We start from the raw sequence: 24,441 nt of genomic DNA, 5'->3' as shown, positions 1-24,441 counted from the left end.
AGCCAGGAACAAGTCCGGCGTGTTGAAAGTGTGGGGATGATCCCGCTTGAGGCCGGCCGCTCTAGCGAGCCGCACCTTTGGGGTGATGAGTATTACTTTACGCAGGTTCCACAGTTCGGGCAAATCGAGCCCGTTTAATGGCGTGTCGGCCAGCAAAACCCCGAAAACACGTGAACTGAAGCCTAGACACCAAGTGCGTGATCAATCAGCACCTCTGCTGCCGCGCGGGCCTGTCCGGCAGCCTCGGCGGTCTCGGCGATCGCGGCGGTGGTCTGCGCACCCTCCGCCAAGAGCGCGAGCTGCGCAGCGAGAAGCGGTGGCGCACCGAGCGCCGTCGTAATTTCGGCCAGACGTCGCTGGAAGGACTCCTTGTGCTCGCGCACGATCCTCCGCACCTCGGGATCTTCTCCCCCGAGCTCTCCAAACGCATTAATGAATCCGCATCCACGAAAATCGTGGTCGCAGAACCAGTCCGCGAGATAGTCGTAGACCGCGAGCAGGCGATCGCGCGGCGTATCCACTTCGGCCATCCGAGCCTCGACACTCTCGCTCCACTCGCGGTGCCGCTTCTCCAAAACCGCGCGGACGATCGCGTCCTTGGCGGGGAACTCCATATACAGCCGGCGCAACGAGACGCCTGCCGCATCGCGCAGCTCGGCCATGCCCACCGCCGTGAAGCCACGCTCATAGTAGAGGCGGTCGGCGGTGGCGACGATGCGATCGGCAATCTTTTCCGTGGTCATGCCATCAGTCTACTTGCAATGAGAACGATGATTCTCTACACTCGAGACCAGAAGCGAGAATGACCATTCTCACACTGTGGAAAAGGAGCACATCATGGCCCGCATTACCGTCGGCACCGAAAACAACATCGACATCGAGCTGCACTACGAGGATCGCGGCACCGGCACCCCGGTCGTACTGATCCACGGTTACCCGCTTTCCGGCACCTCCTGGGAAAAGCAGTCCGTCGCCCTGCTGAACGCCGGCTACCGCGTCATCACCTATGACCGCCGCGGCTTCGGCCGATCGAGCCAGCCGAGCGGCGGATACGACTACGACACCTTCGCCGCCGACCTCCACACGCTCATGGAATCCCTGGATCTGCACGACGCGGTACTGATCGGGTTTTCGATGGGTAGTGGTGAGGTTGCCCGCTACCTCTCCCGCTACGGCAGTGCCCGCGTCGCCCGGGCAGGGTTCTTCGGCTCGCTCGAACCCTTCCTCACCAAGACCGAGGACAACCCGGGCGGTGCCGTGCCCGCAAGCTTCTTCGATGAGGTGTCTGCGACCGTCCGTGCCGACCGCTTCGCCTACTTCACCGCGTTCTACAACGACTTCTACAACCTTGATGAAAACCTGGGGTCACGAATCAGCGAGGAGGCGGTTCGCGACAGCTGGAATGTCGCAGCCGGTGCCGGTTTCATCGCCGCTGCCGCCGCCCCACTGACCTGGGGAACTGACTTCCGAGCGGATCTGCCCGCAATCACCGTCCCGACCCTGATCCTGCACGGCAGCGCCGATCGTATCCTCCCCGTTGAGGCTACGGGCCGTGCATTTGCCGCGGCACTCCCCGAGGCGCAGTACGTCGAAATCGAGGGCGCTCCTCACGGTCTGCTCTGGACGCACGCCGAGCAGGTCAATGAGGCGATGCTCGGCTGGCTCAGCAACTAACCGCAAACACGATCGCGGCCCGGTTCGTTCGGTGAACCGGGCCGCTTTGTTTAATCCTGGCGGGCGCGCGGGCTGGGCTCACGCGAGAGTTTACTGGGCCACCAGATCGCCGGCCCGATGTCGTAGGCGAGGGCCGGCACCAGCAGCGAGCGGACGATCAGGGTATCCAGCAGCACACCGAACGCCACGATGAAGGCGATCTGAGCGAGGAACAGGATCGGGATCACGCCCAGGGCCGCAAACGTGGCCGCGAGGACGATGCCCGCCGAGGTAATAACCCCACCGGTGATCGAGAGTCCACGCAGAATGCCGGGCCTGGTGCCAAAGCGCTTCGATTCCTCCCGCACCCGCGTCATCAGGAAGATGTTGTAGTCGATTCCGAGCGCCACGAGGAACACAAACCCGTAGAGCGGAACCGCGGGTTCGGCACCGGGGAAGTTGAAGACGCCATCAAACACCCAGGCCGATACCCCGAGGGCCGTACCAAACGACAGCACCACGGTGGCGATCAGGATGATCGGGGCGAGGATCGAGCGCAGCAGGAGCATCAGGATGAGCAGGATCACAACGAGCACGATCGGGATGATCAGGTTGCGGTCGTGAGTGGCCGCATCGTTGGTGTCGATCGCCGTCGCGGTGGTACCGCCCACGCTGACCCGTTCGCTGCCGCCGCCCAGCTCGGTGCGGAGGTCCCGCACGAGTTTTTCGGCGGCATCCGAGTCTGGTTCGGCGTTGAGCGTGGCCTGCAACAGAATGTGTCCGACGGACACCGTGGGGCTCACGGTTTGGGGTGCGGCCGGGTTACCCGGCGCGGTAAAGACGGCCTCACCGTTCACCACGGTGGCCGCGGCCGAACCGCTCGGGGAGTCCTTTGCGAGAGCCTGAACCTGCTCGAGGCCATCGTTCTTGGTGAGCACCTCGATGACCTCGGCGGCACGGGAGGTGGGGGTGAGCACCTGGATCGGGCTGCCGGCACCACCCGGGAAGTGCTCGGCCAGAACCTTCTGGCCATCACGCGCGGGCGACTCATTCAGCACCAGGGCGCTCTGCGGAACACCGGTCGCGTTGAGCTGCGGAATTCCGATCCAGGCAGCGAGGAGCACCACGGTGCAGCCGATCCAGATCAGACGCGGACGCCGCGTGACCGCACGACCCACTCGGGGCCACCAGCCGCGGGCCCCCGGTCCGGCAAGCACGGGGTGCGCGCTTCCAAACCGGGTGTTGCGCGGCCAAAACGCGACGCGTCCGGCGACCAGCAGCAGCGCCGGGAGGAATGTGAGGGCAGAGAGCACGGAGAACAGGATGCCGATCGCGGCCACAGGTCCGAGCGCGCGGTTGCTGTTGAGGTCGCTGAGCAGCAGGCACAGAAGACCCGCAATCACCGTGCCGCCGGAGGCCAGAATCGGCTCAAAGCTTCCGCGTAGCGCGGTCATCGTGGCATCCCACCGCGACTCGTGGTCGCGCAGGGCCTCGCGATAGCGCGAAACGTAGAGCAGCGCGTAGTCGGTCGCGGCACCGATCACCAGGATGAACAGGATGCCCTGTACCTGACCGTTGAGCAGGACGATTCCCGCCTTCGCCAGCCACCACACGGTGAGCAGCGCGGTGCACAGCGCAAACATCGAGGCCGCGAGTACCAGCACCGGCAGCAGCGGCGAGCGGTACACGATCACAAGGATCACAAACACCGCGGCGAGCGCGACGAGCAGCAGCAGCCCGTCGATTCCCGCGAATGCGCCCACGAGATCGGTGGTGAAACCGGCGGGGCCGGTCACATAGGCGGACAATCCGGACGGGAGGTCCGCGGAGAGCGAGGTGCGCAGAGCCGAGACCGTGTCGCTGGCGTCCTCGCTGTCAATCGGCACAAAAACGGTGGCGGCTCGGCCATCCTCGCTGAAAATCGCCGGGGACGGTGCCTCGGAGATTCCCGGGGTCCCGGCGATGGCCGCCGCCCTCTCGGCGATAACCGCGCGGTCCGCCTCGGTGAGGGCGGAGTCCCGAGCAAAAACCAGGACCGCGGGAATGGCATCGGACTCGCTAAAGCCGGGAAGTGCGGCCGCCACCTTTGTGGCGTCGGCGCTGGCCGGGAGATAGCTGATCTGGTTGTTGGTGGAGACCTCTTTGACCTTGCCAAAGTAGGGGCCGCCAATGGCACCGCCCGCCACCCACAGAATGATCAGCACTGCGGGCAGCAGGATCCGCAGCCAGCGGGGAACTCGGGAGCCGAGCGAGGGCCTCGACGGGATCTCGGGCGGGGTCGGCGGAACGCTCGCCCGGGCCCCGGCGGAGGCGGCGCCCGCAGCGGATGCCGCCGCGAGATCGTCCGGAGAGATCACCGGGTGAGAGCCCGTGACCCGGGAGGCGGCCACACGGGTGGCCGCGATGAACTCCGGGGTAATGATTGGAATTGCGTGCGTCGGGGTGCGCTCGAGATCGCGATCGGGGTCGCGGTCGTCGATCGGGCGGTCCGATCCGTGACGGCCGTTCACACCACGTCCTCGGAGCGAGCGAGCTCGGCCCCACCGGCACGCAGCTCCTCGAGCGCGCGGGCACTGGCGTCGGCATCAACGCCGGCCACCAGGTCGGTCAGGACGCGGACATCAAACTCGGCGCTCAGCGCATCGATCGCGCTGGCGCGCACGCAGTGATCGGTGGCGATCCCCACCACGTCGACGGTGGTGATGCCCGCGGCGCGCAGCACCTCGGGGATACCGCGCGGGTCGGCGGGATCGGCGGAGTGGCGCGCACCCGCCGCACCCTCAAAGAGCGAATAGGCGGGGATGCCCCGCCCCTTGTACACGTGCACGGTGCCCGCGGGAAGACGCAGCTCGGGGTGGTAGTCCGCGCCATCGGTATCCGCGACGCAGTGCACCGGCCAGGTGCTCACAAAGTTGGGTTCCTCGGGCGGGGTGGCGAAGTGCCCGCCATTGCTGTTGGTGGCGTCATGCCAGTCTCGCGAGGCCACCACGAGGTCGTAGGCACCGGCGTGCTCATCAATGTGGGTACTGACGTTCCGCGCCAGCGCGGCACCCCCGGACACGGCGAGCGCGCCACCCTCCGTAAAGTCGTTCTGTACGTCGACAATGAGCAGCGCCCGAGACATGTGTTTCCCTTCAGCCAGGTGCCTACCACCCTAGTGTCCCGGGCGCGGGGCATCCAGTATTGCGGGAAAAGCATTTACACCGGCGAAACACTCGGTGTGCGGCGGCCTAGTGGTTGGAGAGCCCATTGCCGCAGCGATAAAACCCGGTGGCCACGGTATCGATACCCTGTCGAGCGGATTCGGAAACCCTGCCGGTGGCATAGATCACAAACGCGAGGGTGCCCCCGTCGGCCGCATCGATGAAGCCTCCGAGGGTGTAGGCGCGGGTGATCGATCCGGTCTTCCCGACGATGTGTCCGCGCGCGACCGCATTGGCACCGGTGAAGCGGTTGCTGTAGCCAAGCGTTCCGGTTTGTCCGGCAACCGCGAGACCGTCGCGGATGTAGCCGAGGTTCGCCTCCCGCGCCTCAACCTTGAGATAGAGGCTCGCGAGATACGCCGGCGGCACCGCGTTGTTGGGGCTCATACCCGAGGTATCGGCGATCGTGAGTGCCGAGGTGTCCAACCCGTAGGTTTTCAGCGCCTCGGGAATGGCCTGCGAGACCGCGGCCATGGTGTTTCCCGTGCCCATCTTGATCGCGACCTGTCGGCCAAGCATTTCCGCGAGCGTGTTATCCGAGGGCACCAGCATCAGCGGAATGAGGGTGGACAGCGGTGCCGACTGCACGCTCGCCAGCTCTGTTGCCCCGGTGGTCGCGGTGCCGACGGCCGCGGTTGCCCCCGGGAAGTAGCCGGCGAAGGCGGCACCGGCACGGCCGATCGGATCTTCCCCGCGGGGAGAAAGGAACGCCTTCGGGTCGGCCCGATCGGCGTCTACCTGCAGCGCGGTGATGTGCGAAAGCCAGCCGGCCTGACGCTCGGTCGCGGGCCAACTCTGATCCCAGGTGGGGCCGCCAAAATATGTGCTGTCGAGCAGAATGCGCCGCACCGGCTCGCTGATCCCCGCCGCCTTGCGCGCCGCGGTGACCTTTTTCGCGAGCTCGTCGAGGTGCGCGGCCCCCGTATACACCGGCTCGGTACCGCTGGGCAGCCGGCTGAGGGTGAGGTCTCCCCCGCCCACCAGCACGATGGTGCTGGCATCCGGTCCGGCGACAACGCGGGTGCTGGCCCGATAGTCGGGCCCCAGAACGTGCAGTGCGGCCGCGGCGGTGAGAATCTTCATGGAGCTCGCGGTTGCACGCGGGGTATCCGGGTCGCGCTCAAACAGGATCTCGCCGGTGGCGACGTTATAAACCTGCGCCTGGAACGTGCCGAGGCGAGGATCATGCGTGAGGGATTCCACCGAGCAGGTACGAGCCGCGGCCGGAATGGCCTGCTGCGGGACCGGCCGCACCGGGATCTCCGCCGAGGGCGACACGCTCGGCTCGGAGGATGCGGGCACCGCAGAGACGGCGGCCGGGGTGCGGGCCGCCGATCCGACCGCAAATCCCGCGGCGATCACCACGAGCGCCAGCGCGCCGCCCAGAATCCCGAGGGAACTCGGACGACGCCACCACGTCGTGCTCGGGGTGGTCGCGGCGGTCTGGTTCACCCGGTCGGGCTGCTGATCGTCCATAGTTGCGATCCTACCCGCGACAAAATAGCGACGCGGGCGGGGTTGCGTTTTTCGAATTACGCCCCGAGACGCTAAGCTCGTTTCCGGTACGGAGCTTTTGCCCCGTCCGGCCGCCTTAGCTCAGTCGGTAGAGCGTTTCACTCGTAATGAAAAGGTCGCGGGTTCGATTCCCGCAGGCGGCTCCACTCGGTGCCTGGTCAGATGCAAATTTGACCAGGCACTTTGCGTTTGGCACGGAATTACGCGCCGAGACTCATACACAGTCAGGGTTATCTGATTGGCCCGCTCAAATGAGGTAGTTATAGTCCAGCCTGGCGAATGGCTTGTCCGGCGACATTCACACCAGAAAGGGTTCCGTCCACAACGTCATAAACCAGCAATGCCAATCGCGCGCGCTCTGCAAATTCCAACGCACCCGCTGTATAAATCCCGGAGGTGAAGAACAGCGGTACACGACCATCCACGCTGGCAACACCCGCGAATTCGCGCACCTCCGCAACACTTACCGATCCGCTGTAGTTCTTGACCTGTGCAATGTACCGTTTCGACTCCACATCGATACCGCCATCTCCAACAAACTTGGTAACGACCGCGTCTGGTTCTCCGAGCCATTGCATCCAGTGTGCTACCCATACTTCCGCTCCGCGGTGCGAGACCCCATAAGGCTGAGCAGCTGGGGTTGGAATCGAAGGGTCAAAGGTTCGGCGCAGCTCAAGCTCAATTGCAAGGAGTTCTGCCTCGAGTGCAGATGCTTCTGCTCTTCGTGCGTCCGCCAGAAGTACTCGCTGATGAGCGGCCCGAGACTCAGCTACTTGCCTTTCAGATTCCTCGTCCATCCTGGCCACCCACGCGTCGCGTGCAGCAGACACTGCGATCTCAGTAAACACGGCAATCTGATTGTCTCTCTGATCTGAACGCGCCCACTTAAGCGCGATGAAATACCCTAACCAGATGAAGAAGACAACAGCATTTAGCAGAATTGACGCGCTGCCTACCCAGGCAAAGGGGCTCGGCGTCCGGTCATACTGAGTCGCCTGGTAAATGTGCATTCCAATTACCCCGGTCACAAACAGAAATCCCATTACGCAAGCAAGCGTCCAGACAATAAATCTCCGCTTCCGGACCTTGGCATTTGCGGTGATAGTTCCCGGGGTCAAGTTAACTGCTAGCTGGCGCGCTGCGCCCCGTTCGAAGCGAGCAAGTTCTAGGCCTCCATTGAACTCACTCAGCGCCATTGTTAGCGCGAAATCGACACCGGCTTGCGCTAGTCTGCGGTGGGCTCTCTCCGTGGCCGCAGCCTCCGGAGCGCGTCGTTTTCGAATGGGTATAGTTGCCGTCAGGCCAGTCATACTAGCGGCCAGCAAATTCTCGCGGTCATTGCGTGAGGCCACTCATCTCCGCATCAGCTGCGCCTCACCAGGCACTTTGCGTTTGGCGCGGGCTGCACGTGTGACGTAGCGGTGACTCGGCGCACCGCAACAACTCACAGCGCCGCAAAACGCTCCTCGATGCCCTGCAGGATCCGCTCGCGCTGCTCAAGGGTTTTTCCCGCGGGGTTTGTGTGATTCAGCCAGCGCAGGTTCTTCACACCGATCTTGCGGAACGTTCCCCGGAAGAGAATCTTCGTGATGGGGTTTCCAAAGAGCCAGCGGTAAATGAAGTCCGGGGTGGTCATCACGGTGATCAGGGTGACGCCCCTGAGATTTTTCAACCCGTTGATAAAGGGTCGCCCGGGCTTCGACTCGGAATACACGATGCCCTTCGTCATGACCCGGTCGAGGAAGCCCTTGGTGCTCGCGGGCATCGACTCCCACCAGATCGGGAAGACGAAGACCGCATGGTCTGCGGCACGAAGCCGTGCCTGGTAGTCCGCGACCCGCTCATCGATCACCGAGGACTGCCGCCAAGCGGCCAGGTCGGATTCGTGCATCACCGGATCGAAACCGTCTGCGTGCAGATCGATGAGATCGACCTCGTGTCCCGCCTTTTCCAGGCCACGGCGTGCCGCGGCGGAGAGGGCTGCGGAAAAGCTGCGCCGATGCGGCGTGTTTTCGGATGCGCCCGCGCCGTACGGGTGGTCAAAAATCATTAAAACCTTCATGTTGGGTCCTTTCGTTTGAACCATTCGAATGTTACAGTACTTTTGTACCGATAGTTAGGATGCAGTGTGAACGAGAAAAAAGATGGCCGCCTGGAACGGGGCAAGGCTCGCCGCGAGCTACTCCTGGACGCCGCGGTTACCGTCATCGCGAACAGCGGCGCTGGCCTCCTCACCCACCGCGCCGTCGCCGCGCAGGCCGAGGTATCCCTCGCATCGGTGACCTATCACTTCCCCGGCATCGCGGAACTGCGCCAAGCGGCCTTCGACCACGCGGGATCTCGCATCGGACTCGCATTCCGCGCCCTGATCGAGGCCAATCTCGAGACCCCCAGCAGCCTCCCCGAGCTAGCCGGTAACTACGCGTTGACTCTCGTAGGGGAATCTCGGCAGGACACCGTCGCCGTCTTTGCGATGATCCTCGCCTCCAGCCACGATGAGTCCCTCCGACCCGTGATCCGCGAACTCGACGGCCACCTCGCAGACCTCCTCCAGACCTACGTCGGCGATCACTCGACCGCGCTCATACTGAGCTCCAGCATCCAGGGGCTCATCCTCACCCATCTCGCGACCGGGACCGGCTCGGACGAACTTCGTGCGGCAGTAACCACGCTCGTCCGACGCTTCGCGTCGCAACCCGAATACTAGGGATTCTCTCGGAAAGGGAACATCATGACCCACCACACACCGCTCGCCATAACAGCCGGAACCCCCGCCGACTACGAACGACTCGGGCTCTCACCGGAACACATCGCCGAGTGGGAGGACGGTGCACGTACCGACAACCGCCGGGGAACCTACGAGTGGTGGTATTTTGACGCGCACCTCGACGACGGGGCAAAACTCGTTGTTGTTTTCATGAATAAGGACCTCAGCTCGCCCCAGCACCCGCTCGACCCGATCATCCGGGTGAACCTTGATCTTGCGGACGGTCGCAGCTTCACAAAGATTGTCCATTTTGCCCCGGAGGAGTGGTCGGCATCCACCGATGGTGCCGACGTGTGCATCGGCAAAAACAGATTCACCGGCGATCTGCACACCTACCGCATTACCGCCGCGGTCGAGGACATCGCGGTGGACATCACGCTTACCGGCACCGTTCCGTCCTGGCGTCCGGAAACCGGATACATGCTTTTTGGTGAGGATCGCGACCGCGAGTTCTCCTGGCTGCCCTCGGTTCCGCAGGGCACGGTTGAGGTGACCTACACGGTCGAGGACGAATCCCACACGACAACGGGCGTGGGCTACCACGACCACAACTGGGGCAATGCCAGCCTGCTCGACATCGTTCACGACTGGTATTGGGCACGCGGCGAAGCGGGGCCGTACACCGTGATCGCTTCGTATATCACCGCACACCGGCGTTACGGATACGAGGCAATCCCCATCTTCATGCTCGCGAAGGATGGAAAGATCATCGCCGATGACTCACATCACGTCACCTTTGAAACCGAGGGCGTGTACACCGATGAACACACGAAGAAGCCCGTCGCGGCTGTCACACGCTACACCTACGTAAACGACGACGACCGCTATGTCGTTACGTTCACCCGAGAGCGAGACCTCACCCGTGACCGCATGATTGAAGGGGTCACCGGGTTCAAACGACTTGCGGCACGAGCCGTTCGCTTCGACGGCGCGTATCTGCGCTTCACCGGCTCCTGCGGCGTGCAGCATTTCCGGGACGGCGTCCTGGTCGAAGAACACACGCGCCCCGCAATCTGGGAGCTGATGTACTTCGGTCACGCGCGCTAACGCTGCACCTATTTTGGGAATCCGTCACTCGGTATCATCGGTCGGAGCTCTCGTCCGACCATGATGGGTGAAAGCGAAAGGATTCTTCATGCCCACGTTTATCGCCCGCCATAAGGTCGCCGCCATCGTTACCGCCTCCGCTATCGTCCTGGCCGGAGTCGGCATCGGGGTGTTCCTCTCCGTCGACAACCACAATCGTGGGCAATACGAAGCGGCGGTGGCGGAGTTTGAATCGGCCAACGCGCTCATCCTGAAAAAGACCTCCGCACTCACCGATTCGGAAAGCCGCGCGCTCGCAGTACGGGGCGGTTCGAGCGCAGCTCGACTCGCATCCCAGCGGGTACTCGAGGCCGGCGACGGCACCTTCTTCGCCGAGGACGCCCGGCAGAAGCTCGTCGAGGCCCAGGAGGCGTTCGACAGCGCGGTCGAGCGGGCCGGCGAACCGAGCGCTGATGTGTCCACCGACGCGATTACGGCACCGACATCGACGACCGAGGAGGCTGGTGCGGCGCTCGTAACGGTGAACGCTCGGATCAAGAAGATCGACAACACGATCGCGGCGAACGAGGCGATCAACGACGCACACGTGGAGGCGAGAAGCGCGCTCACCACGGCGACCAGAGCCGTCGTGATCACCGCTCGGGAGCGTGGCGACGCGATCCTTTCCGACACCACCGCCGCATCGGACACCGCCCGGGCTACGCTCTCCGACGCCATTTCAACGGCAGAGAGCGCCGAGGGTGAGTTCGGAGAGGTGGCCGAACGCTACGTGGCCGCCGCACGCGACGCCATCGCGCAACATGGGGCGGCACTCGGCGTGGCCGGAGGTCAGGCCTCACTCGGCGGCGGCGCGAGCACACCCGCTGCGGGTGGCGGATCTGCACCGGCCGGCGCGGGATCTAAGCCGAGCAGTGTCGACACCAGACCGGCTGCCGGCGGCGGTTCGGGCAGCGGCAGCCCGGGTGGCGGAAGCGCCGGAAAGGGAAACACCGGCGGCACCGGAAACACCGGAGGCAGCGTGGCGCCTCCCGCCACCGACGGAAACACCGGAGGCGGCGCGGCCGTTCCTCCGCCCGCCGCCAAACCGAGCGCCAGCCAGATCGCGTCGAAGCTGGCCGGCGATTTCGGGGCGAGGGTTGGTGCGGGCGGCAGCTGCCTCGCGATCAACTCCGGAACGGTCTCGGAGAACTCCACCTTCGGCCCCAACCGCACACCCACCGCGCCAAACTACCTCGCGGTCACCGTGAGCGGTGGCGGCGGCAGCTACTCCGTTCAGTGGTACATCTGCCAGGGGTAGCCGCCCGCGCCGGTTACCCGATGGCGCGATCCAGGGTGTTGGCCAGGCGCTCACGCCCGCCGATCTCGTAGCCGAGGATCACGACCACGGGGGCCAGCAGCACCAGCATCAGGCTCCAGCCGATCGACACCCCGATCGCCGCCGAGTACACCGCGAGCGCCAGCATCACGCAGGAGCCGAGCAGCAGCCAGACATAGAACGGGTCGAGCTCGCGGATCAGATAGCTGTGCAGCAGGAAGTCGCCCACCAGGAAGATCGCGACCGGAATGGCGGTGGCGAGGAGCGCACCGACCGGGCCGATCGCCGCCTCCCCCTCGACCACGTAGGCGGCGACGTGCAGGCCCGCGCCCACCGCCGCGATCGAGGCAAAGACCGCGATGTGTCCATATCCCCAGAGCAGTCCGCGAGCGCGATGATGGTGCAGCACCTCCCCCGAGGGCGAGACGAAGTACGTCCACCACAGCGCAAACGTGAGCCCGGTACCCGCAACGGCGAGCAGTACGGCCTCAAGACTCCAGCCCTGGGTTTCCAACACCGCCGAGACCGAGGCGATCGTCCCGATCAGCCCCTCCCCCAGCGCGATAATCGTCAGCAGTCCGTACCGCTCGGCAATGTGGTGTGCGTGCCACGGTGTGTTCCAGCCGCGCAGCTGAAGGATGAGCGGGCCACCAAACTCCAGCGCAAACAGCAGGGTCGACACGATCGCGATTGTCAGCACGGTGGGGTCCGCGAAGATCAGGGCAACCCACCCGATCTGCGCCCCGGCGATCAACGCAGCATTCGCCAGGCTTGCCCGGCGATAGCGCGGGTCCTGTGCGGCGGCACGCAGCCACTGCACGACCATCGCGACGCGCATGATGACGTAACCCGCCACCATCACTCCGTTATCCAGGCCGTGCCCCACATCGATCGAGTGGAACATCGCCGGGAGTCCGAGGGCGAGCACGAGAACGCCCACCATCTGCACCATGGTGGTGATTCGGAACACCCAGTCATCGGTGTCAAACGCCGAGGCGAACCAGGTGAAGTTGATCCAGGCGAGAACGATCGCGCAGATCGCATAGGAAAATCCGCCAACGGCGGCCACGGTGTGGCCCTCGGCGAGAAGGTGCGCGAGGAGGTTTCCCGCCTGACCGAATGCCACCACGAAGGTGAGGTCAAACAGGAGCTCAAGCGGGGTGGCGACGCGGCCGCGCTGAGCGGGATCACGCCCGAGCATGCGACGCAGGCCAAAACCCGCACGTCCGTTTTGTTCGCTCGTCACCGCGTCGCTCATGTGCTCCCCCTCGCGCCCTATCCGTTCGAACCGTCGGAGACTAGGCCGCCGACGGACGCGTCTCGGTCCAGTCAACAACGAGATTACGCTCGGCGAAGTACCAGGCGCCATCCTTTTTTGCGAAGGTGTCGAGGTAGCGCAGCGAGGCAACCATGAGGGTACGCACGCCGTCCTCGACATACAGGTGGTGGGCGAGGGTGTAGCTCTCACCGGTCGCGGTGTCGCCGTTCAGGACCACGGTGCTCTGACCGTTGAAGTGGGTGGTGGCGTCGTAGCGGTTGAGGTCGGCGAAGACCGGAGTCAGTGCTTCGCGGCCATCGAGGGCATAGCTTGCCTCGGTGCCCGGGCCACCCATGAAGACGACAAAGCGACTGTCCTCGGTAAAGAGGGCCTTCTGACCCTCGGCGTCGCGACGGTCGGCGGCGGTGGCATAGGCGTCAAACAGCTCGCGGATCGCAAGGCGGTCGGCGGCTTCGGCGGGGCTGATTTCAGTGTGAATCGACACGGTTTTCTCCTGGTGATATTGATGCCCACTTGATAGAGTGGGGAACTGTCCACTTACACTCACAGAATAAGTGGATAGTTCCCCACTTAGCAAGCCTGGAGCACATAATTTCCGAGAAAACCGTGAAACTTCGAGCCGACGCACAGCAAAACCGCGACGCAATCCTCGACGCCGCAACGCTCGCGCTGGCCGAATCCGGGCAGATCTCGATGAACGCGATCGCCCAGCGCGCGGGCGTGGGCAACGCCACCCTGCACCGAAACTTCCCCACCCGCGAGGCACTGATCCTCGCGGTATATCAGCACGAGGTGGACGGCGTCGCCGCGAGCGCGGACGAACTCCTCGCCGCCCGCCCCGCCGACGCCGCACTGCGCGCCTGGATCGACCGCCTCGCGCGCTACGCGATGACCAAGCGCGGGCTCGCCGACGCGCTGCAGGCCGCCGCCTACTCAAACGACGCCCACTTCGCCGAGGTGTACAACCAGATTGCCGGAGCCCTCACCCGCCTCATCGCGGCCGCGGTCGATCAGGGCACCGTGCGCGCGGAAACCGACCCGCACGATGTACTGCTTGCCCTGGCAGGGCTCTGGCAGATGAACCCCGAGGACGACTGGGAAAACCAGGCCCGCCGCCTCGGCGAGATCGTGTTGCGCGGGCTGCGGGGTTAACGCAGAGATCTCCCCCTCCGGGAATCGTCGTAACGATTCACCGAAGGGGGAGACCCGGTCGGTTAGTTGGCGTGATACAGGCAGGTAATCGGCTTGTAGCCGGTGGTGTGCTGGCTGGCCACCACCTCGCCGTTGATGGTGATTTCACACGAGAGCGCGCCTCGAGAGCCATCCACGTTCTTCGCGAAGAGCACGACCTTGTGATAGCCGGCGGCATCCGCCGCACTCAGGCTCGACTCGGCGCTCCAGGGCAGGGCGCGCTTCGTGGTGTTGCCCTCAGATTCTGAGGCGCTTCGCACCACCACGTTCCGAATCAGGGCGGTTCCGGCATCACCGGTCACCCGGAATTGGATCCGTTTTTTCCCGGATTCGGCGGCGGGTGCGGCCGAATCCGCCGCTCGAGCGGCATCGGATTCAGCTTCCGGGTGAACGTCGGCAGCCTCAGACGGGGTCGGCGTGGGGGTGGTCACCTCCGCGGAGGAAGACGCCGAGTGTGTGGGCGGTGCCGATGTTCCCCCGGCGGCGTCCGGCCGCGGTCCGGTCGCGCAACCCGCGAGGAGGAGGACCCCCGATGCGGCGAGCGCGAGGCTCGCTCGAATCGAAGGCCGATGAGCAACGAAAACAGTCCGTGTACGCATACCCCCATCCTCGCCCGGCCCGCAATGAAATGCCTCGAGATGTCTGCAAATGCCCGTTCTTACGGCGGATCGAGCCGATCGCCCTCCGCCAGGGTGAACTTCGAGCAAACTCCAGGCATCCCCATGGTTCCGGTGTTTACGTACCCTAATTGGGGGCAAACTCACAGTTTTTTGCCAGCCAGGTCACCCTCCGTTCATTCCCATTCAACTCCCGATAGTTAGCCTCCACGAGGTGCCGGGGACCCCACCCCGCGCGTACATCCCCCACCTCTGGAGACACACGAATGGACACCCCCACACACGCGAACCCAACCGGTTCACGTGGACGCGGACGACGAGGCCTCGCCGCCCTCGGCGCATTCTCGCTGCTGGCCGGACTCGTCACCGTCGGAGCCAGCGCGGCATCCGCGGCCGCCGATGCCCCACTGATGACCAGCGCCACGACCTGGCGCTACTCTGACAACAACACCGACCCGGCCGAGGGAAGCGCTGATCGCCTGCTCTGGACCCGCGCCGACTTCAACGACACCGCCTGGAAGTCCGCCGCCGGCAGCTTCGGAGCGAAGAACGGCAAGGCCACCGGCATCGGGCCGTACACCGCAAACACCCTGCTGAACCAGTACATCGACGGTGTTGCGGCACCGGATGTGAAGACCTACCACTTCCGCTCAAGCTTCGAGCTGAGCACGGCGCAGATCGCCGAGACCGCGCAGCTCACCGGAAACGTCATCTTCGACGACGCCGTGCAGATCTTTGTCAACGGCACCAAGGTGGCCGGCCTCGCCGAGCTCTCGGATGAAAAGATCGAGGACACACCCGTCACCGAGCGCAACCTGATGTACGCGGGTACCAACGCCAACGACCCGATCACACGCGGATTCACCGTGCCCTCCACCGCACTTCGTGCCGGCGAGAACACCATCGCGGTCGCACTGTATCAGGATCGCGCATCGAGCTCGGACATCTACTTCGACCTCACCTCGCTGACCACCGCCGGGCCCGACGCCTCCCCGTCGCCCAGCACCTCGCCGACCAGCACCGCGGCACCGACCAGCACCGCCGCCCCGACCGAGACCCCCGCGCCGGCAAAGCTCAGCGACATCGTCCTGACCGTCGGATCCGACGAGTCCGGCCGAAACCTGGCCTGGTACTCGGATGTGGACACCACCCAGATCGCCCAGGTCGCCACCCGTGCCGCCCAGACCGGCGATGCGTTCCCCGTCGCGGCGGCCACCACCGTGAGTGCCTCCGGAGCCAAGACCACGAGCGGTGAATTCAACCGCTTCGCGAACATCACCGGCCTGACCGAGAACACCGACTACGTCTACCGTGTGGGCAGCGATGCGAGCGGATGGTCCAAGACCTACACGTTCCGCACCCAGTCGTTCTCCGGAGACTACAACTTCCTCTTCTTCGGCGACCCGCAGATCGGTGCCTCCGGCAACACCAAGCGTGACGAGGCCGGCTGGGTAGACACCATCAACGTCGCCCAGGCCGCACACCCCAACGCCGAACTGCTGTTCTCCGCCGGAGACCAGGTCGAAGCCGCCGCCAACGAGGCGCAGTACGAGTCCTTCCTCGCCCCCGAGCAGCTGCGCTCGATCCCGCTGGTTCCGGTCAACGGAAACCACGACGTGGGCTCCAAGGCCTATGAGCAGCACTACAACGTGCCGAATCTCGACCCGAATGCGGGCCGCGCCACCTCCGCCACCTCCTCCGGCGGCGACTACTGGTTCATGCACAAGGGCGTTCTGTTCATGGTGCTGAATTCCAACAGCTCCGACTACGCCGCTCACGAGGCATTCCTTCGCAAGACCGTGGCCGAGCAGGGAGACAAGGCCAGCTGGAAGGTCGTTGCGTTCCACCACTCGATCTACTCGGTTGCCTCGCACTGGAGCAGCTCGCAGATCGTCAACCTGCGTGCGGCACTGCCCACCGTCATCTCCGACCTCGGCGTCGACCTGGTCCTGCAGGGCCACGACCACTCGTACACCCGCACCTACCTGATCAAGGATGGGAAGGTCGCGAACCCCGATGAGGCCGTCGCCGCACCGCAGGTCACCGCGGCACCGGGCGAGGTTCTCTACGTCACCGCAAACTCCGCGAGCGGATCGAAGTACTACAACGTCACCAACCCCAACGCCTGGTGGGCCTCGGTCATCAACCAGGAGAAGGTGCGTAACTACTCCTCGATCGACGTGACCCGCAACTCAATCACCGTCAAGACCATGCGGAGCGAGGCACAGAGCGACGCCAACCCCGTAAACAGCGTCGTCGACTCCGTCACGCTGAAGCGCGTCGACACCGCGGCTCCCGTCTTCACTGCCCCCGCCGAAAGCCAGATCACCGCAGGGGCCGCCTTTGACCCGATGGCCGGAATCACCGCCTTCGACGTGGAGGACGGCGATGTGAGCCGGTCCATCACCGTTGCCGGTTCGGTCAACACCGCCGTCCCCGGCGTCTACACCCTCACCTACACCGTGACCGACGCAGCCGGAAACGCTGCGACCTTCGTGCGCACAGTGACCGTCGTCGCGGCGGAGGTTGAACCGACCGATCCGACCACCCCGGGCACGGAGCCCACCACCCCGGGAACCGACCCCACCACGCCCGGAACTGATCCCACCACCCCCGGGACCGACCCGACCCAGCCGGGCACCGATCCGACCGAACCGGGGACCGACCCCACGCTCCCCGGCACCGACCCCACCACGCCCGGAACTGATCCCACCACCCCTGGAACTGGTCCCACCGCCCCCGGGACCGACCCGACCCAGCCGGGCACTGACCCGACTGAACCGGGCAATTCAGCCGAGCCGACGGCGACCGCGGTGCCCTCGACCACCGCACAGCCGACGGCATCGGCCACACCCGCCGCGGGAGAGCACCTCGCCCACACCGGTGCCGGCCTGACTCTGCCGCTCGCCGGTGGTGCCGTGCTCCTGCTGGCACTCGGCGCGATGATTCGCTTCATGCGTCGCGGCGCCAGCGCCTAACCTCGCGGCACCGCAGGCGGGGTGGCCACGGAAACTGTTCTTCCGCGGCCACCCCGCCCCACTCATCCCGTTCTTCTCCCCGTCAGGAACTCCCATGTCAGCGCTGCGCTCCCTCACCCCGGTCTCCGTCCAATCGCGGCCGGGTGCGAGTAAACGATTCCGCCGGACTACCTCGCGATCCGCGGTTCTCCTCCTCGCGACCGGGCTCGCGCTGGGCGTGGGCGGCGGACTCACCGGCTGCGCGGTGCCGGCACCGGCGACGCCCACCATCGCGCAGCAGGAGGGCGCATCCGGTCACCCGGGATCCGCAACCGCCATGCCCCAGCGGGGAGCGGCAACGGGCGAGAACGAGCGCCTACCCACCCCCGGGTCAACCGTCGAGCCCCTGGCCGATGCCATCGCAGATCTCCCCGCCTCCCCGCGCGTCCTGCTGGTCGGAACGGGGCGGGATCAACCCGCCCTGCGCGCTGCGCTCGACGGGGTTATCGCGCGTACCGGCGGAGACCTCACCGTGCTGGACCTCGCCGCGGTGGCCGCCGACGCCCACGAGGCCGAACTCGCGCTCTCCGCCGCGCTGAACAACCACCCCGATCTCGTGATTACGCTGGGCGAGGCCGAGATCGACCCCATCGATCGCGTCTCATCCACCCACCTCGACCAGCGATTTGTCCTGATCGGGGCTCAGCTCCCCGAGCCCACGGACAACGTCACGGCGATCATCTGGCCCGGGGCGAGCGCGCGCGGGTTATCGCCGGAAACGATTCCGCTTCCAGACCCGAATGAACGCCCCGAGACCGCGGCCGCACGCTTCGCGGAGCGCGCATTGGTTGAGGGATTCGCGGTTGCGGGCACCGGACACACGGGCTTTGTGACCGCCCTACGCAACTAGTGCATCACAAACCCCCCAGTCGGGGGCCATTTTCATAATTCCGCTTGTGTAACTACTTACTGTTCTGTTAGTAAGTTAACCGCTCGTTCATCTCCGACAGACGGAGCCCCCTACGGCGAGCGACCAACACACGAAGGAGTATGTTGATGCGTTTCAGTTCCCCACCGGGCCGAATCCGGGCGATCATCGCCGGCACCGTCGGTCTCACCATGGTGGGGGCCGGCACCCTCACCCTGGCCCTACCCGCCGCCGCCGAATCCTCACGACTGGTCACCGCAGGCAAAACAGCCGAAGCTACGACCGTCCAGGATCAGTTCTTTGCGTCCTACGTGACCGATGGAGATCCCGCCACCCGCTGGTCCAGCCTCGGCCAAGACAACCAGTCCGTCACCGTAGACCTCGCGGAAACCTGCATCATCGACCGCGTTGATCTGAACTGGGAGGGTGCGTTTGCGAGCAAGTACACCATCTCTGGCTCGACCAACAACACGGACTGGGAGACGCTCGCGACCGGAACCGCCACCGGAGCCGGCAAGATCTCACACATCACCGCGGATGCCACCCCGGACGCTCCCAGTGACGACGTACGCGTCGACCCCAACCTCGAGGAAAAGGACGCGATCCGCTTCCTGCGGGTGACCGGAGACGAGCGCGGGTTCATGCCCTACGGCATCTCGCTGTACAGCGTTGATGGCTACGGCCACGGCTGCACTCCGCTGCCCGCGCAGCCCACTCCCACCCCGACTCCGACCGCGACCACCCCGGGGAGCACCCCCACCGCAGGGCCGATCGAAACCGATCTCGGAACCCTCGTGTCCCGCGGGGCAAAGGCCAGCGCCTCCTCCGTGCAGAACCCCGACTTCCCCGCGAAGAACGTCACCGACGGTATCGGTGCCGGCCCGAACGGCACCCGCTGGTCGAGTAACAACGCCGACAACGAGTGGATCTCCATCGACCTCGGCGCCACCTACATCATCGATGCCCTGGGCATCGACTGGGAGGGTGCCTACGCCACGAAGTACACCATCGATACCTCGGTAAACGGCTGGACCTGGACCCCTTACGCGAGCGGTTCCAAGCAAAACGCCAACCGCGACGAAATCAAGGGTGACACCAGCCCGCGCGCCCGCTTCGTACGCCTCACCGCGCAGGAGCGTCTGCAGCCGACCTACGGTGTGTCCATCTGGGAGTTCGAGGTCTACGGCCACGATCGCGAAGAGATCGCCGAGCAGCACGCCGAGGGCAAGGGCCCGGGCGGACTGCTGAGCTACCAGAAGCCGGGTAAGGCCTCCTCGAGCCAGGATGACCCGCAGTGCCCGGGTTGCACCGTGGACAAGATGTTCGACATGGACCTCTCCTCACGCTGGTCGGTCGCCGAAAAGGACTGGTCGGATAACGCCTGGGTTCAGGTAGACCTCGGCAAGACCGCCGAGATCAACCAGATCGCGCTGCGCTGGGAAAACGCCTACGCCAAGGGCTACGACATCGAGATCGCAGACTCCGAGAACGGTCCGTGGAACCTCGTCTACCGCACCATCGGCGGCCAGGGCGGCAAGGAGGTCATCAACATTGACCCCACCGAGGGCCGCTTTGTTCGCGTCACCATGAACGATCGCCCGATCGTCTGGGCCGGCCAGAAGTTCGGCTACTCGATCTACGAGTTCCGCGTGTATGGCACCGGCGGCGACCCCATCGCACCGCCGGAGCTGCCGAAGGACCCCGATTTCGACAACCTCAAGCTCGTCTGGAGCGATGAGTTTGACGGCACCGCCGGTAGCGGCGCGGACCCCCACAACTGGACCCTCGACCACACGGCCAAGGCCGGCGACAACAACAACGCCGAGCTCCAGCTCTACACCGCCGACACCAACAACGTGCGCCACGACGGCAAGGGAAACCTCATCGTCGAAGCCAAGGTCGAGGACTTCCACGGAGCCAAGTTCTACTCCTCCGGACGTCTGAACACCTCGCACAAGGTACACGCCCAGTACGGCCGCTTCGAGGCCCGCGTCAAGGTTCCCGAGGGCAAGGGTCTCTGGCCCGCGTTCTGGATGATGGGTTCCTCCTTCCTGGACGGCCGCCCCTGGCCGAACAACGGTGAGATCGACATCATGGAGGTGCTCGGCCACGCGCCCGAGGAAACCCACGGAACCGTACACGGTCCCGGCTACTCGGGAATGGGCGGACAGGGTGGCGCCTACACCCTGCCCGACAAGACAAACCTGAGCAAGGACTTCCACGTCTGGGCGGCCGAGTGGAACAGCGAGAAGATCACCTTCCTGCTGGACGGCAACGAGGTCTACACCGTCACCCGTGACCACGTCGAAAACACCCTCGACAAGGCCTGGGTCTTCGACCAGGAGTTCTACATCATCCTGAACCTCGCCGTGGGTGGCGACTGGCCGGGTAGCCCGAACGCGGACACCCAGTTCCCGGCACAGATGCTCGTGGACTACGTGCGCGTCTACCAGTCGGAGGGATCGGGCAAGCTGACCATCGCGGACCCCATCACCACCCCGACCACCCCGACCGTCACCCCGAGCGAACCCACCGTGAAGCCGACCGTGCCCCCGGTCAAGCCGACCACCAAGCCGGGCGAGCCCACCACCAAGCCGACGGTTACCCCGGGCGAGCCGACGGCCACCCCGAGCGAGCCCACCGCCACCCCGGGTCAGCCGACGGATAACCCCGGTGAGCCCACCACCACCCCCGTGACCGCGACGCCCTCCCCGTCGGCCACGGGCGGAGGCACCGCACTGAGCGAAACCGGTGCGGGCAATGCCGGACCGCAGGGACTCATCGCCCTGCTCCTCGTGCTGGGTGGTGTGGGAGTCGTGTTCGCCGCACGCCGCACCTACCTCAGCCGTGCGGAACGCCCCTAGGGTTTCGCACTCCTGAACGGGGCTCGGAGGATCTTCCTCCGGGCCCCGTTTGCCGGTTCGCGTCCACGCCCGCGCGACCAGCGACTTTGTGCGCTAGCGTGGGTGCACCACAAGGGCCGCTCGGCCCGTGGGCCGAGTCACGCGGAAGGAACGGCATGAGCACTCCCCCTCCCCTCCCCGATTGGACGATCGCGGACACCCGACGGGCGATCCGCGTACCCACCGCGCGAGACGATAAGTACCGGCGCGGGGTGCTCGGCATACGAACCGGCTCGGCGCTCTATCCGGGCGCGGCCGTGCTCTCGGTAGAGGCTGCGCTACACACCGGCGTCGGGATGGTGCGCTACCTCGGCTCCTCCGAAGCCGCGGGTTACGTGCTCGCGCGCCGCCCGGAGGCGGTCACGGCACCCGGAAGAATCCAGGCCCTGCTGCTGGGCTCGGGCATGGCATCGGTCGACCCCGACGGGGAGGATGCCCGAGCCTTCGCATCCGCTCTCGCCGCGGGCATACCCGGTGTTCTTGATGCCGGGGCCCTTCACCTGGTGACAACACTTCCCACGGCGAATGTTCCCTCCGCCGGGCCCGTCCTGATTACCCCGCATGCGGGTGAACTAGCCCGGTTACTGACCGAGGCCCACGAGCCGTTTCCCGCGATCCCGGAATCTCCCGACGCTGCCCGCGCGTGGATCGAGGATCACCCGGCGCAGGCCGGCACACTCGCCGCCGAGCGCTGGGGAGCCACCGTGCTCGTTAAGGGCGCTCACACGGTCATCGTTACCCCGCACGGGGCCGTCACCCGGCTGCCGCCGGCCACCGCCTGGCTCGCTACCGCGGGCACCGGAGACGTACTGGCCGGAGTGATCGCGGCGCTGGTCGCCGGTGCGGAGGCCACCCGGTCCGAGGATTCTGGCCGGGGAACACCCCTCACCCACGATGCGCTTGCCCACGCCGCCGCAGCCGGGGCGCACCTGCACGCCCTGGCGGCAGAGCGAGCCTCGGCCGGAGGCCCGCTCCTCGCACTCGACCTCGCCCGGGCGCTGGCACCCACCGTCGCCCGGGTGCTTGAGCCCGGCGCGTAGCGGCTCTCCGCGTTACTCCGAGTCTCGGATCCCGCGTGCGAAGGCGCTCACGCGCTTCTGCAGGGAGGCGATTCGACGCTCGCGTTCGGCCTCGCGATCGAACCCCACGTACGCGAGTGCGGGGAGCGCCCGTACGTTGCGATTGCAGTTGAATTCTTCGCAGGCCAGGGTGCCCACGGTGTTACCGGCGCGCCCGGCACGACCGGCACGGCGGGCGGAGAAGAAAACGACGTCGTTGGGGAGATGAACGTCCTCGCACCAGGAGCACTGCGCGCGCGAACGCGGACGGGTTTCGGTCTGGCGCAGCATGATGCCCACGGGTTCACCATCCACCTCGGCGACGATGAAGCCGAGCAGCGGGTTCTTGGGATCACGCCACCCGAGATAGGTGAGGGTTTCCCAGTTGATCTCGCCGAGATGCGCTGGCATGACGATGTTCTTTCGCTCGCCCTGCGTGGTGTTTACAAATGCGGCGCGGATTTCTTTTTCCTGTAGTTCCTTCATGAACTGAGTCTCTTTCGTTTTCGATACTGAACGGGATTTGTGGCGCGCTACCGCCCGGGACAGGCCCTCGGTCCAGCGCGATGGGCGCCGGACACTCCTCGCTCCGCGCCGGCCAGGCGCGGGATCCGTATCGTAAACATGAGATCAGTCTACACCCTGTAGACCGCCTCGTGGGGAACCGTTCTACCCCGTTCGCAGCTTTTCCACAGGTCGCCAATTCACCGAATCCTATACATAACCCGTCTCGACCCTTGTGCCGCGCGGTGGCGCAACATAGAGTGCCAGGACACGGGCAGTGCGGCTCCGGATCGGGGCCGATTGCCCTCGGCTCGAAAGAAGTGGAGTACCCAGTTGATACACACCGACATTCCGACCCAATCTGAGATCGTCACCCTGGCAACGGCCCGTGCGCCGGGAAGCGTGTCCCTCTTCCTACGCACCAGCCCGGTGCCCGCCCAAAACGAATCCGCTCCCGTCGAGTTCGAAAACCTCGCCAAGGCCGCACTCGAGCGCTTTCGCGCCGCCCATCCCGATGGCGAGGGCCGCGAACTCATTGCGGGCCTCACCGAGCAGATCAACGACATCCTTCAGGACACCCCGTTCTGGCGTCACCTCTCGCACAGCATCGCGGCCTACATCACGCCCACCTCGCTGCGCACGTTCCGGTTGCCCAACCGCCTCTCAAACTCGGTAGAGGTGTCCGATCGCTTCCACCTCAAGCCGCTCCTGCGCGCGGTTACGTTCCCGCACACCGCATTCGTGCTGGCACTCTCGCAGAACGCGGCCCGCCTGATCGAGGTCACCGCCGATGCCCCGGCCCACGAGGTCACGGTGCCCAACCTGCCCACGGACGCCATCGATGCACTCGCGGTGCCCTCGATTTCGGGGCGCGCGCCGAACGGAAAGATCGAGGGTTCCGAGGGCAAGAAGGTGCGGCTGCGCCAGTACGCCCGCGCGGTAGACAAGGCACTTCGTCCGTTCCTGTCCGGGCGCAGTACCCCGCTGATCCTCGCAACCACCGAGCCCCTGCTCGGCATCTACCCCTCGGTCAACAGCTACCCGAACCTCCTCGCCGAGGTCATCGAGGGCAACCCCGACCCCCTCACCCCCGGCGAGCTCGATACCCGGGCCCGCCCAATCCTGGATCGCCGCTACGCCGAACGCGTCGCCGCCGAGCGCGACCGCTTCAACGGTCTGGTCTCCGCAGGCCGCACCACCACCGAGATCGATGCCATTGCCCGGGCCGCCACGTTTGGTGCCGTCGAGACCCTGGTTGTTGATTTCGACTATGTGCTCCCCGGCACCGTGGATGAAAACTCCGGTGCCGTAACCCTTGATCGAGGCGATACCCCGGACGCCTACGGCGTGATCGACGAGGTCGTGCGCCGCTCGCTGCTCAGCGGTGCGAAGGTCTGGGCCGTCCGCGCCGCAGACCTCCCCGACGAGACCGGGGCCGCCGCGATCCTGCGGTTCAGCGCGACCGTATAGAGCCGGCACTTCCACCGGCCGCAACTGTTCTCGC

Annotated in this window: 20 protein-coding genes and 1 tRNA gene; 11 read left to right on the top strand and 10 right to left on the bottom strand. The window is 65.5% G+C overall.

Features of this window, described 5'->3' with window-relative positions:
• Positions 1-182: 182 nt before the first annotated feature.
• Positions 183-743, bottom strand: a complete 561-nt coding sequence (locus tag D9V32_RS14040) for a TetR/AcrR family transcriptional regulator (protein ID WP_121649539.1) — start codon at positions 741-743, stop codon at positions 183-185.
• Positions 744-837: 94 nt separating this feature from the next.
• Between D9V32_RS14040 and D9V32_RS14035 the strand changes: the two genes are divergently transcribed.
• The gene (locus D9V32_RS14035) at positions 838-1,674 is read left to right on the top strand and encodes an alpha/beta fold hydrolase (RefSeq protein WP_121649548.1); all 837 of its coding nucleotides are present in this window, start codon (positions 838-840) and stop codon (positions 1,672-1,674) included.
• A 50-nt stretch (positions 1,675-1,724) separates the two neighbouring features.
• Here the strand turns inward: D9V32_RS14035 and D9V32_RS14030 are convergent, their stop codons facing one another.
• The 3 genes from D9V32_RS14030 to dacB all read right to left on the bottom strand — a co-directional run bounded on the left by D9V32_RS14030 (position 1,725) and on the right by dacB (position 6,332).
• The gene (locus D9V32_RS14030) at positions 1,725-3,920 is read right to left on the bottom strand and encodes an MMPL family transporter (RefSeq protein ID WP_245982341.1); all 2,196 of its coding nucleotides are present in this window, start codon (positions 3,918-3,920) and stop codon (positions 1,725-1,727) included.
• 239 nt (positions 3,921-4,159) lie between these two features.
• Complete coding sequence (locus tag D9V32_RS14025; protein WP_121649538.1) at positions 4,160-4,777, bottom strand: isochorismatase family protein; 618 nt, start codon at positions 4,775-4,777, stop codon at positions 4,160-4,162.
• 106 nt (positions 4,778-4,883) lie between these two features.
• Positions 4,884-6,332 carry a D-alanyl-D-alanine carboxypeptidase/D-alanyl-D-alanine endopeptidase gene (gene dacB / locus D9V32_RS14020; protein WP_121649537.1) on the bottom strand — a complete coding sequence of 483 codons (1,449 nt, stop codon included), beginning with the start codon at positions 6,330-6,332 and terminating at the stop codon, positions 4,884-4,886.
• A gap of 109 nt (positions 6,333-6,441) precedes the next feature.
• Here dacB and D9V32_RS14015 point away from each other — a divergent pair.
• A tRNA-Thr gene (locus tag D9V32_RS14015) sits at positions 6,442-6,517 on the top strand.
• A gap of 114 nt (positions 6,518-6,631) precedes the next feature.
• On the opposite strand, the gene D9V32_RS14010 is transcribed toward D9V32_RS14015, so the two are convergent.
• Together D9V32_RS14010 and D9V32_RS14005 are read right to left on the bottom strand one after the other, a co-directional pair.
• Positions 6,632-7,414, bottom strand: coding sequence for a restriction endonuclease (locus D9V32_RS14010; protein WP_183086332.1), 783 nt, complete (start codon positions 7,412-7,414; stop codon positions 6,632-6,634).
• Between the two features lie 401 nt (positions 7,415-7,815).
• Positions 7,816-8,433 carry an NAD(P)H-dependent oxidoreductase gene (locus D9V32_RS14005; RefSeq protein ID WP_121649535.1) on the bottom strand — a complete coding sequence of 206 codons (618 nt, stop codon included), beginning with the start codon at positions 8,431-8,433 and terminating at the stop codon, positions 7,816-7,818.
• Positions 8,434-8,499: 66 nt separating this feature from the next.
• Between D9V32_RS14005 and D9V32_RS14000 the strand changes: the two genes are divergently transcribed.
• From D9V32_RS14000 to D9V32_RS13990, 3 genes are all read left to right on the top strand, one after another.
• Positions 8,500-9,078 carry a TetR/AcrR family transcriptional regulator gene (locus D9V32_RS14000; RefSeq protein WP_121649534.1) on the top strand — a complete coding sequence of 193 codons (579 nt, stop codon included), beginning with the start codon at positions 8,500-8,502 and terminating at the stop codon, positions 9,076-9,078.
• Positions 9,079-9,102: 24 nt separating this feature from the next.
• Positions 9,103-10,185, top strand: a complete 1,083-nt coding sequence (locus D9V32_RS13995) for a lipocalin-like domain-containing protein (RefSeq protein ID WP_121649533.1) — start codon at positions 9,103-9,105, stop codon at positions 10,183-10,185.
• Between the two features lie 88 nt (positions 10,186-10,273).
• Entirely contained in the window at positions 10,274-11,482 is a 1,209-nt protein-coding gene (locus D9V32_RS13990; RefSeq protein WP_121649532.1) for a hypothetical protein, read from the top strand.
• Between the two features lie 13 nt (positions 11,483-11,495).
• Here D9V32_RS13990 and D9V32_RS13985 read toward each other — a convergent pair whose 3' ends face one another.
• Positions 11,496-12,758: a low temperature requirement protein A gene (locus tag D9V32_RS13985; RefSeq protein WP_121649531.1), complete on the bottom strand. Its 1,263-nt coding sequence runs from the start codon at positions 12,756-12,758 to the stop codon at positions 11,496-11,498.
• 40 nt (positions 12,759-12,798) lie between these two features.
• Positions 12,799-13,263, bottom strand: coding sequence for a nuclear transport factor 2 family protein (locus D9V32_RS13980; RefSeq protein ID WP_121649530.1), 465 nt, complete (start codon positions 13,261-13,263; stop codon positions 12,799-12,801).
• A gap of 122 nt (positions 13,264-13,385) precedes the next feature.
• Here D9V32_RS13980 and D9V32_RS13975 point away from each other — a divergent pair, with 122 nt between their 5' ends.
• Positions 13,386-13,931, top strand: a complete 546-nt coding sequence (locus D9V32_RS13975; RefSeq protein ID WP_220700716.1) for a TetR/AcrR family transcriptional regulator — start codon at positions 13,386-13,388, stop codon at positions 13,929-13,931.
• Between the two features lie 62 nt (positions 13,932-13,993).
• Here the strand turns inward: D9V32_RS13975 and D9V32_RS13970 are convergent, their stop codons facing one another.
• Complete coding sequence (locus D9V32_RS13970; RefSeq protein ID WP_183086331.1) at positions 13,994-14,569, bottom strand: hypothetical protein; 576 nt, start codon at positions 14,567-14,569, stop codon at positions 13,994-13,996.
• A gap of 284 nt (positions 14,570-14,853) precedes the next feature.
• Here D9V32_RS13970 and D9V32_RS13965 point away from each other — a divergent pair, with 284 nt between their 5' ends.
• The 4 genes from D9V32_RS13965 (at position 14,854) to D9V32_RS13950 (ending at position 22,415) form a co-directional block, all read left to right on the top strand.
• A complete protein-coding gene (locus D9V32_RS13965) occupies positions 14,854-17,565 on the top strand; it encodes an immunoglobulin-like domain-containing protein (RefSeq protein WP_121649528.1) in 2,712 nt (903 codons plus the stop codon).
• A gap of 94 nt (positions 17,566-17,659) precedes the next feature.
• On the top strand, positions 17,660-18,454 hold the full coding sequence (locus D9V32_RS13960; protein ID WP_121649527.1) for a type 1 periplasmic-binding domain-containing protein: 795 nt from the start codon (positions 17,660-17,662) through the stop codon (positions 18,452-18,454).
• 146 nt (positions 18,455-18,600) lie between these two features.
• Positions 18,601-21,336 (top strand): discoidin domain-containing protein, encoded by a 2,736-nt coding sequence (locus D9V32_RS13955; RefSeq protein WP_183086330.1) that lies wholly within the window; start codon positions 18,601-18,603, stop codon positions 21,334-21,336.
• A gap of 155 nt (positions 21,337-21,491) precedes the next feature.
• On the top strand, positions 21,492-22,415 hold the full coding sequence (locus tag D9V32_RS13950; protein ID WP_121649525.1) for an ADP-dependent NAD(P)H-hydrate dehydratase: 924 nt from the start codon (positions 21,492-21,494) through the stop codon (positions 22,413-22,415).
• A gap of 12 nt (positions 22,416-22,427) precedes the next feature.
• Here D9V32_RS13950 and D9V32_RS13945 read toward each other — a convergent pair whose 3' ends face one another.
• Positions 22,428-22,919 (bottom strand): FBP domain-containing protein, encoded by a 492-nt coding sequence (locus tag D9V32_RS13945; RefSeq protein ID WP_121649524.1) that lies wholly within the window; start codon positions 22,917-22,919, stop codon positions 22,428-22,430.
• A 420-nt stretch (positions 22,920-23,339) separates the two neighbouring features.
• Here D9V32_RS13945 and D9V32_RS13940 point away from each other — a divergent pair, with 420 nt between their 5' ends.
• The gene (locus D9V32_RS13940; protein ID WP_220700715.1) at positions 23,340-24,407 is read left to right on the top strand and encodes a baeRF11 domain-containing protein; all 1,068 of its coding nucleotides are present in this window, start codon (positions 23,340-23,342) and stop codon (positions 24,405-24,407) included.
• Positions 24,408-24,441: the final 34 nt, after the last annotated feature.

The organism is Mycetocola tolaasinivorans (assembly GCF_003667565.1).
GTDB classification, from domain to species: domain Bacteria; phylum Actinomycetota; class Actinomycetes; order Actinomycetales; family Microbacteriaceae; genus Mycetocola; species Mycetocola tolaasinivorans.
Note: the sequence above shows the minus strand (reverse complement) of the source record. Positions and strands in the feature narration are given on the sequence as shown.

Excerpts from the sequence above, each read along its gene's own strand:
- D9V32_RS14040 (WP_121649539.1), bottom strand. The coding sequence starts at position 743 with ATGACCACGGAAAAGATTGCCGATCGCATCGTCGCCACCGCCGACCGC.
- D9V32_RS14035 (WP_121649548.1), top strand. The coding sequence starts at position 838 with ATGGCCCGCATTACCGTCGGCACCGAAAACAACATCGACATCGAGCTG.
- D9V32_RS14025 (WP_121649538.1), bottom strand. The coding sequence starts at position 4,777 with ATGTCTCGGGCGCTGCTCATTGTCGACGTACAGAACGACTTTACGGAG.
- dacB (WP_121649537.1), bottom strand. The coding sequence starts at position 6,332 with ATGGACGATCAGCAGCCCGACCGGGTGAACCAGACCGCCGCGACCACC.
- D9V32_RS14010 (WP_183086332.1), bottom strand. The coding sequence starts at position 7,414 with ATGGGATTTCTGTTTGTGACCGGGGTAATTGGAATGCACATTTACCAG.
- D9V32_RS14005 (WP_121649535.1), bottom strand. The coding sequence starts at position 8,433 with ATGAAGGTTTTAATGATTTTTGACCACCCGTACGGCGCGGGCGCATCC.
- D9V32_RS13995 (WP_121649533.1), top strand. The coding sequence starts at position 9,103 with ATGACCCACCACACACCGCTCGCCATAACAGCCGGAACCCCCGCCGAC.
- D9V32_RS13990 (WP_121649532.1), top strand. The coding sequence starts at position 10,274 with ATGCCCACGTTTATCGCCCGCCATAAGGTCGCCGCCATCGTTACCGCC.
- D9V32_RS13985 (WP_121649531.1), bottom strand. The coding sequence starts at position 12,758 with ATGAGCGACGCGGTGACGAGCGAACAAAACGGACGTGCGGGTTTTGGC.
- D9V32_RS13970 (WP_183086331.1), bottom strand. The coding sequence starts at position 14,569 with ATGCGTACACGGACTGTTTTCGTTGCTCATCGGCCTTCGATTCGAGCG.
- D9V32_RS13965 (WP_121649528.1), top strand. The coding sequence starts at position 14,854 with ATGGACACCCCCACACACGCGAACCCAACCGGTTCACGTGGACGCGGA.
- D9V32_RS13960 (WP_121649527.1), top strand. The coding sequence starts at position 17,660 with ATGTCAGCGCTGCGCTCCCTCACCCCGGTCTCCGTCCAATCGCGGCCG.
- D9V32_RS13955 (WP_183086330.1), top strand. The coding sequence starts at position 18,601 with ATGCGTTTCAGTTCCCCACCGGGCCGAATCCGGGCGATCATCGCCGGC.
- D9V32_RS13950 (WP_121649525.1), top strand. The coding sequence starts at position 21,492 with ATGAGCACTCCCCCTCCCCTCCCCGATTGGACGATCGCGGACACCCGA.
- D9V32_RS13945 (WP_121649524.1), bottom strand. The coding sequence starts at position 22,919 with ATGAAGGAACTACAGGAAAAAGAAATCCGCGCCGCATTTGTAAACACC.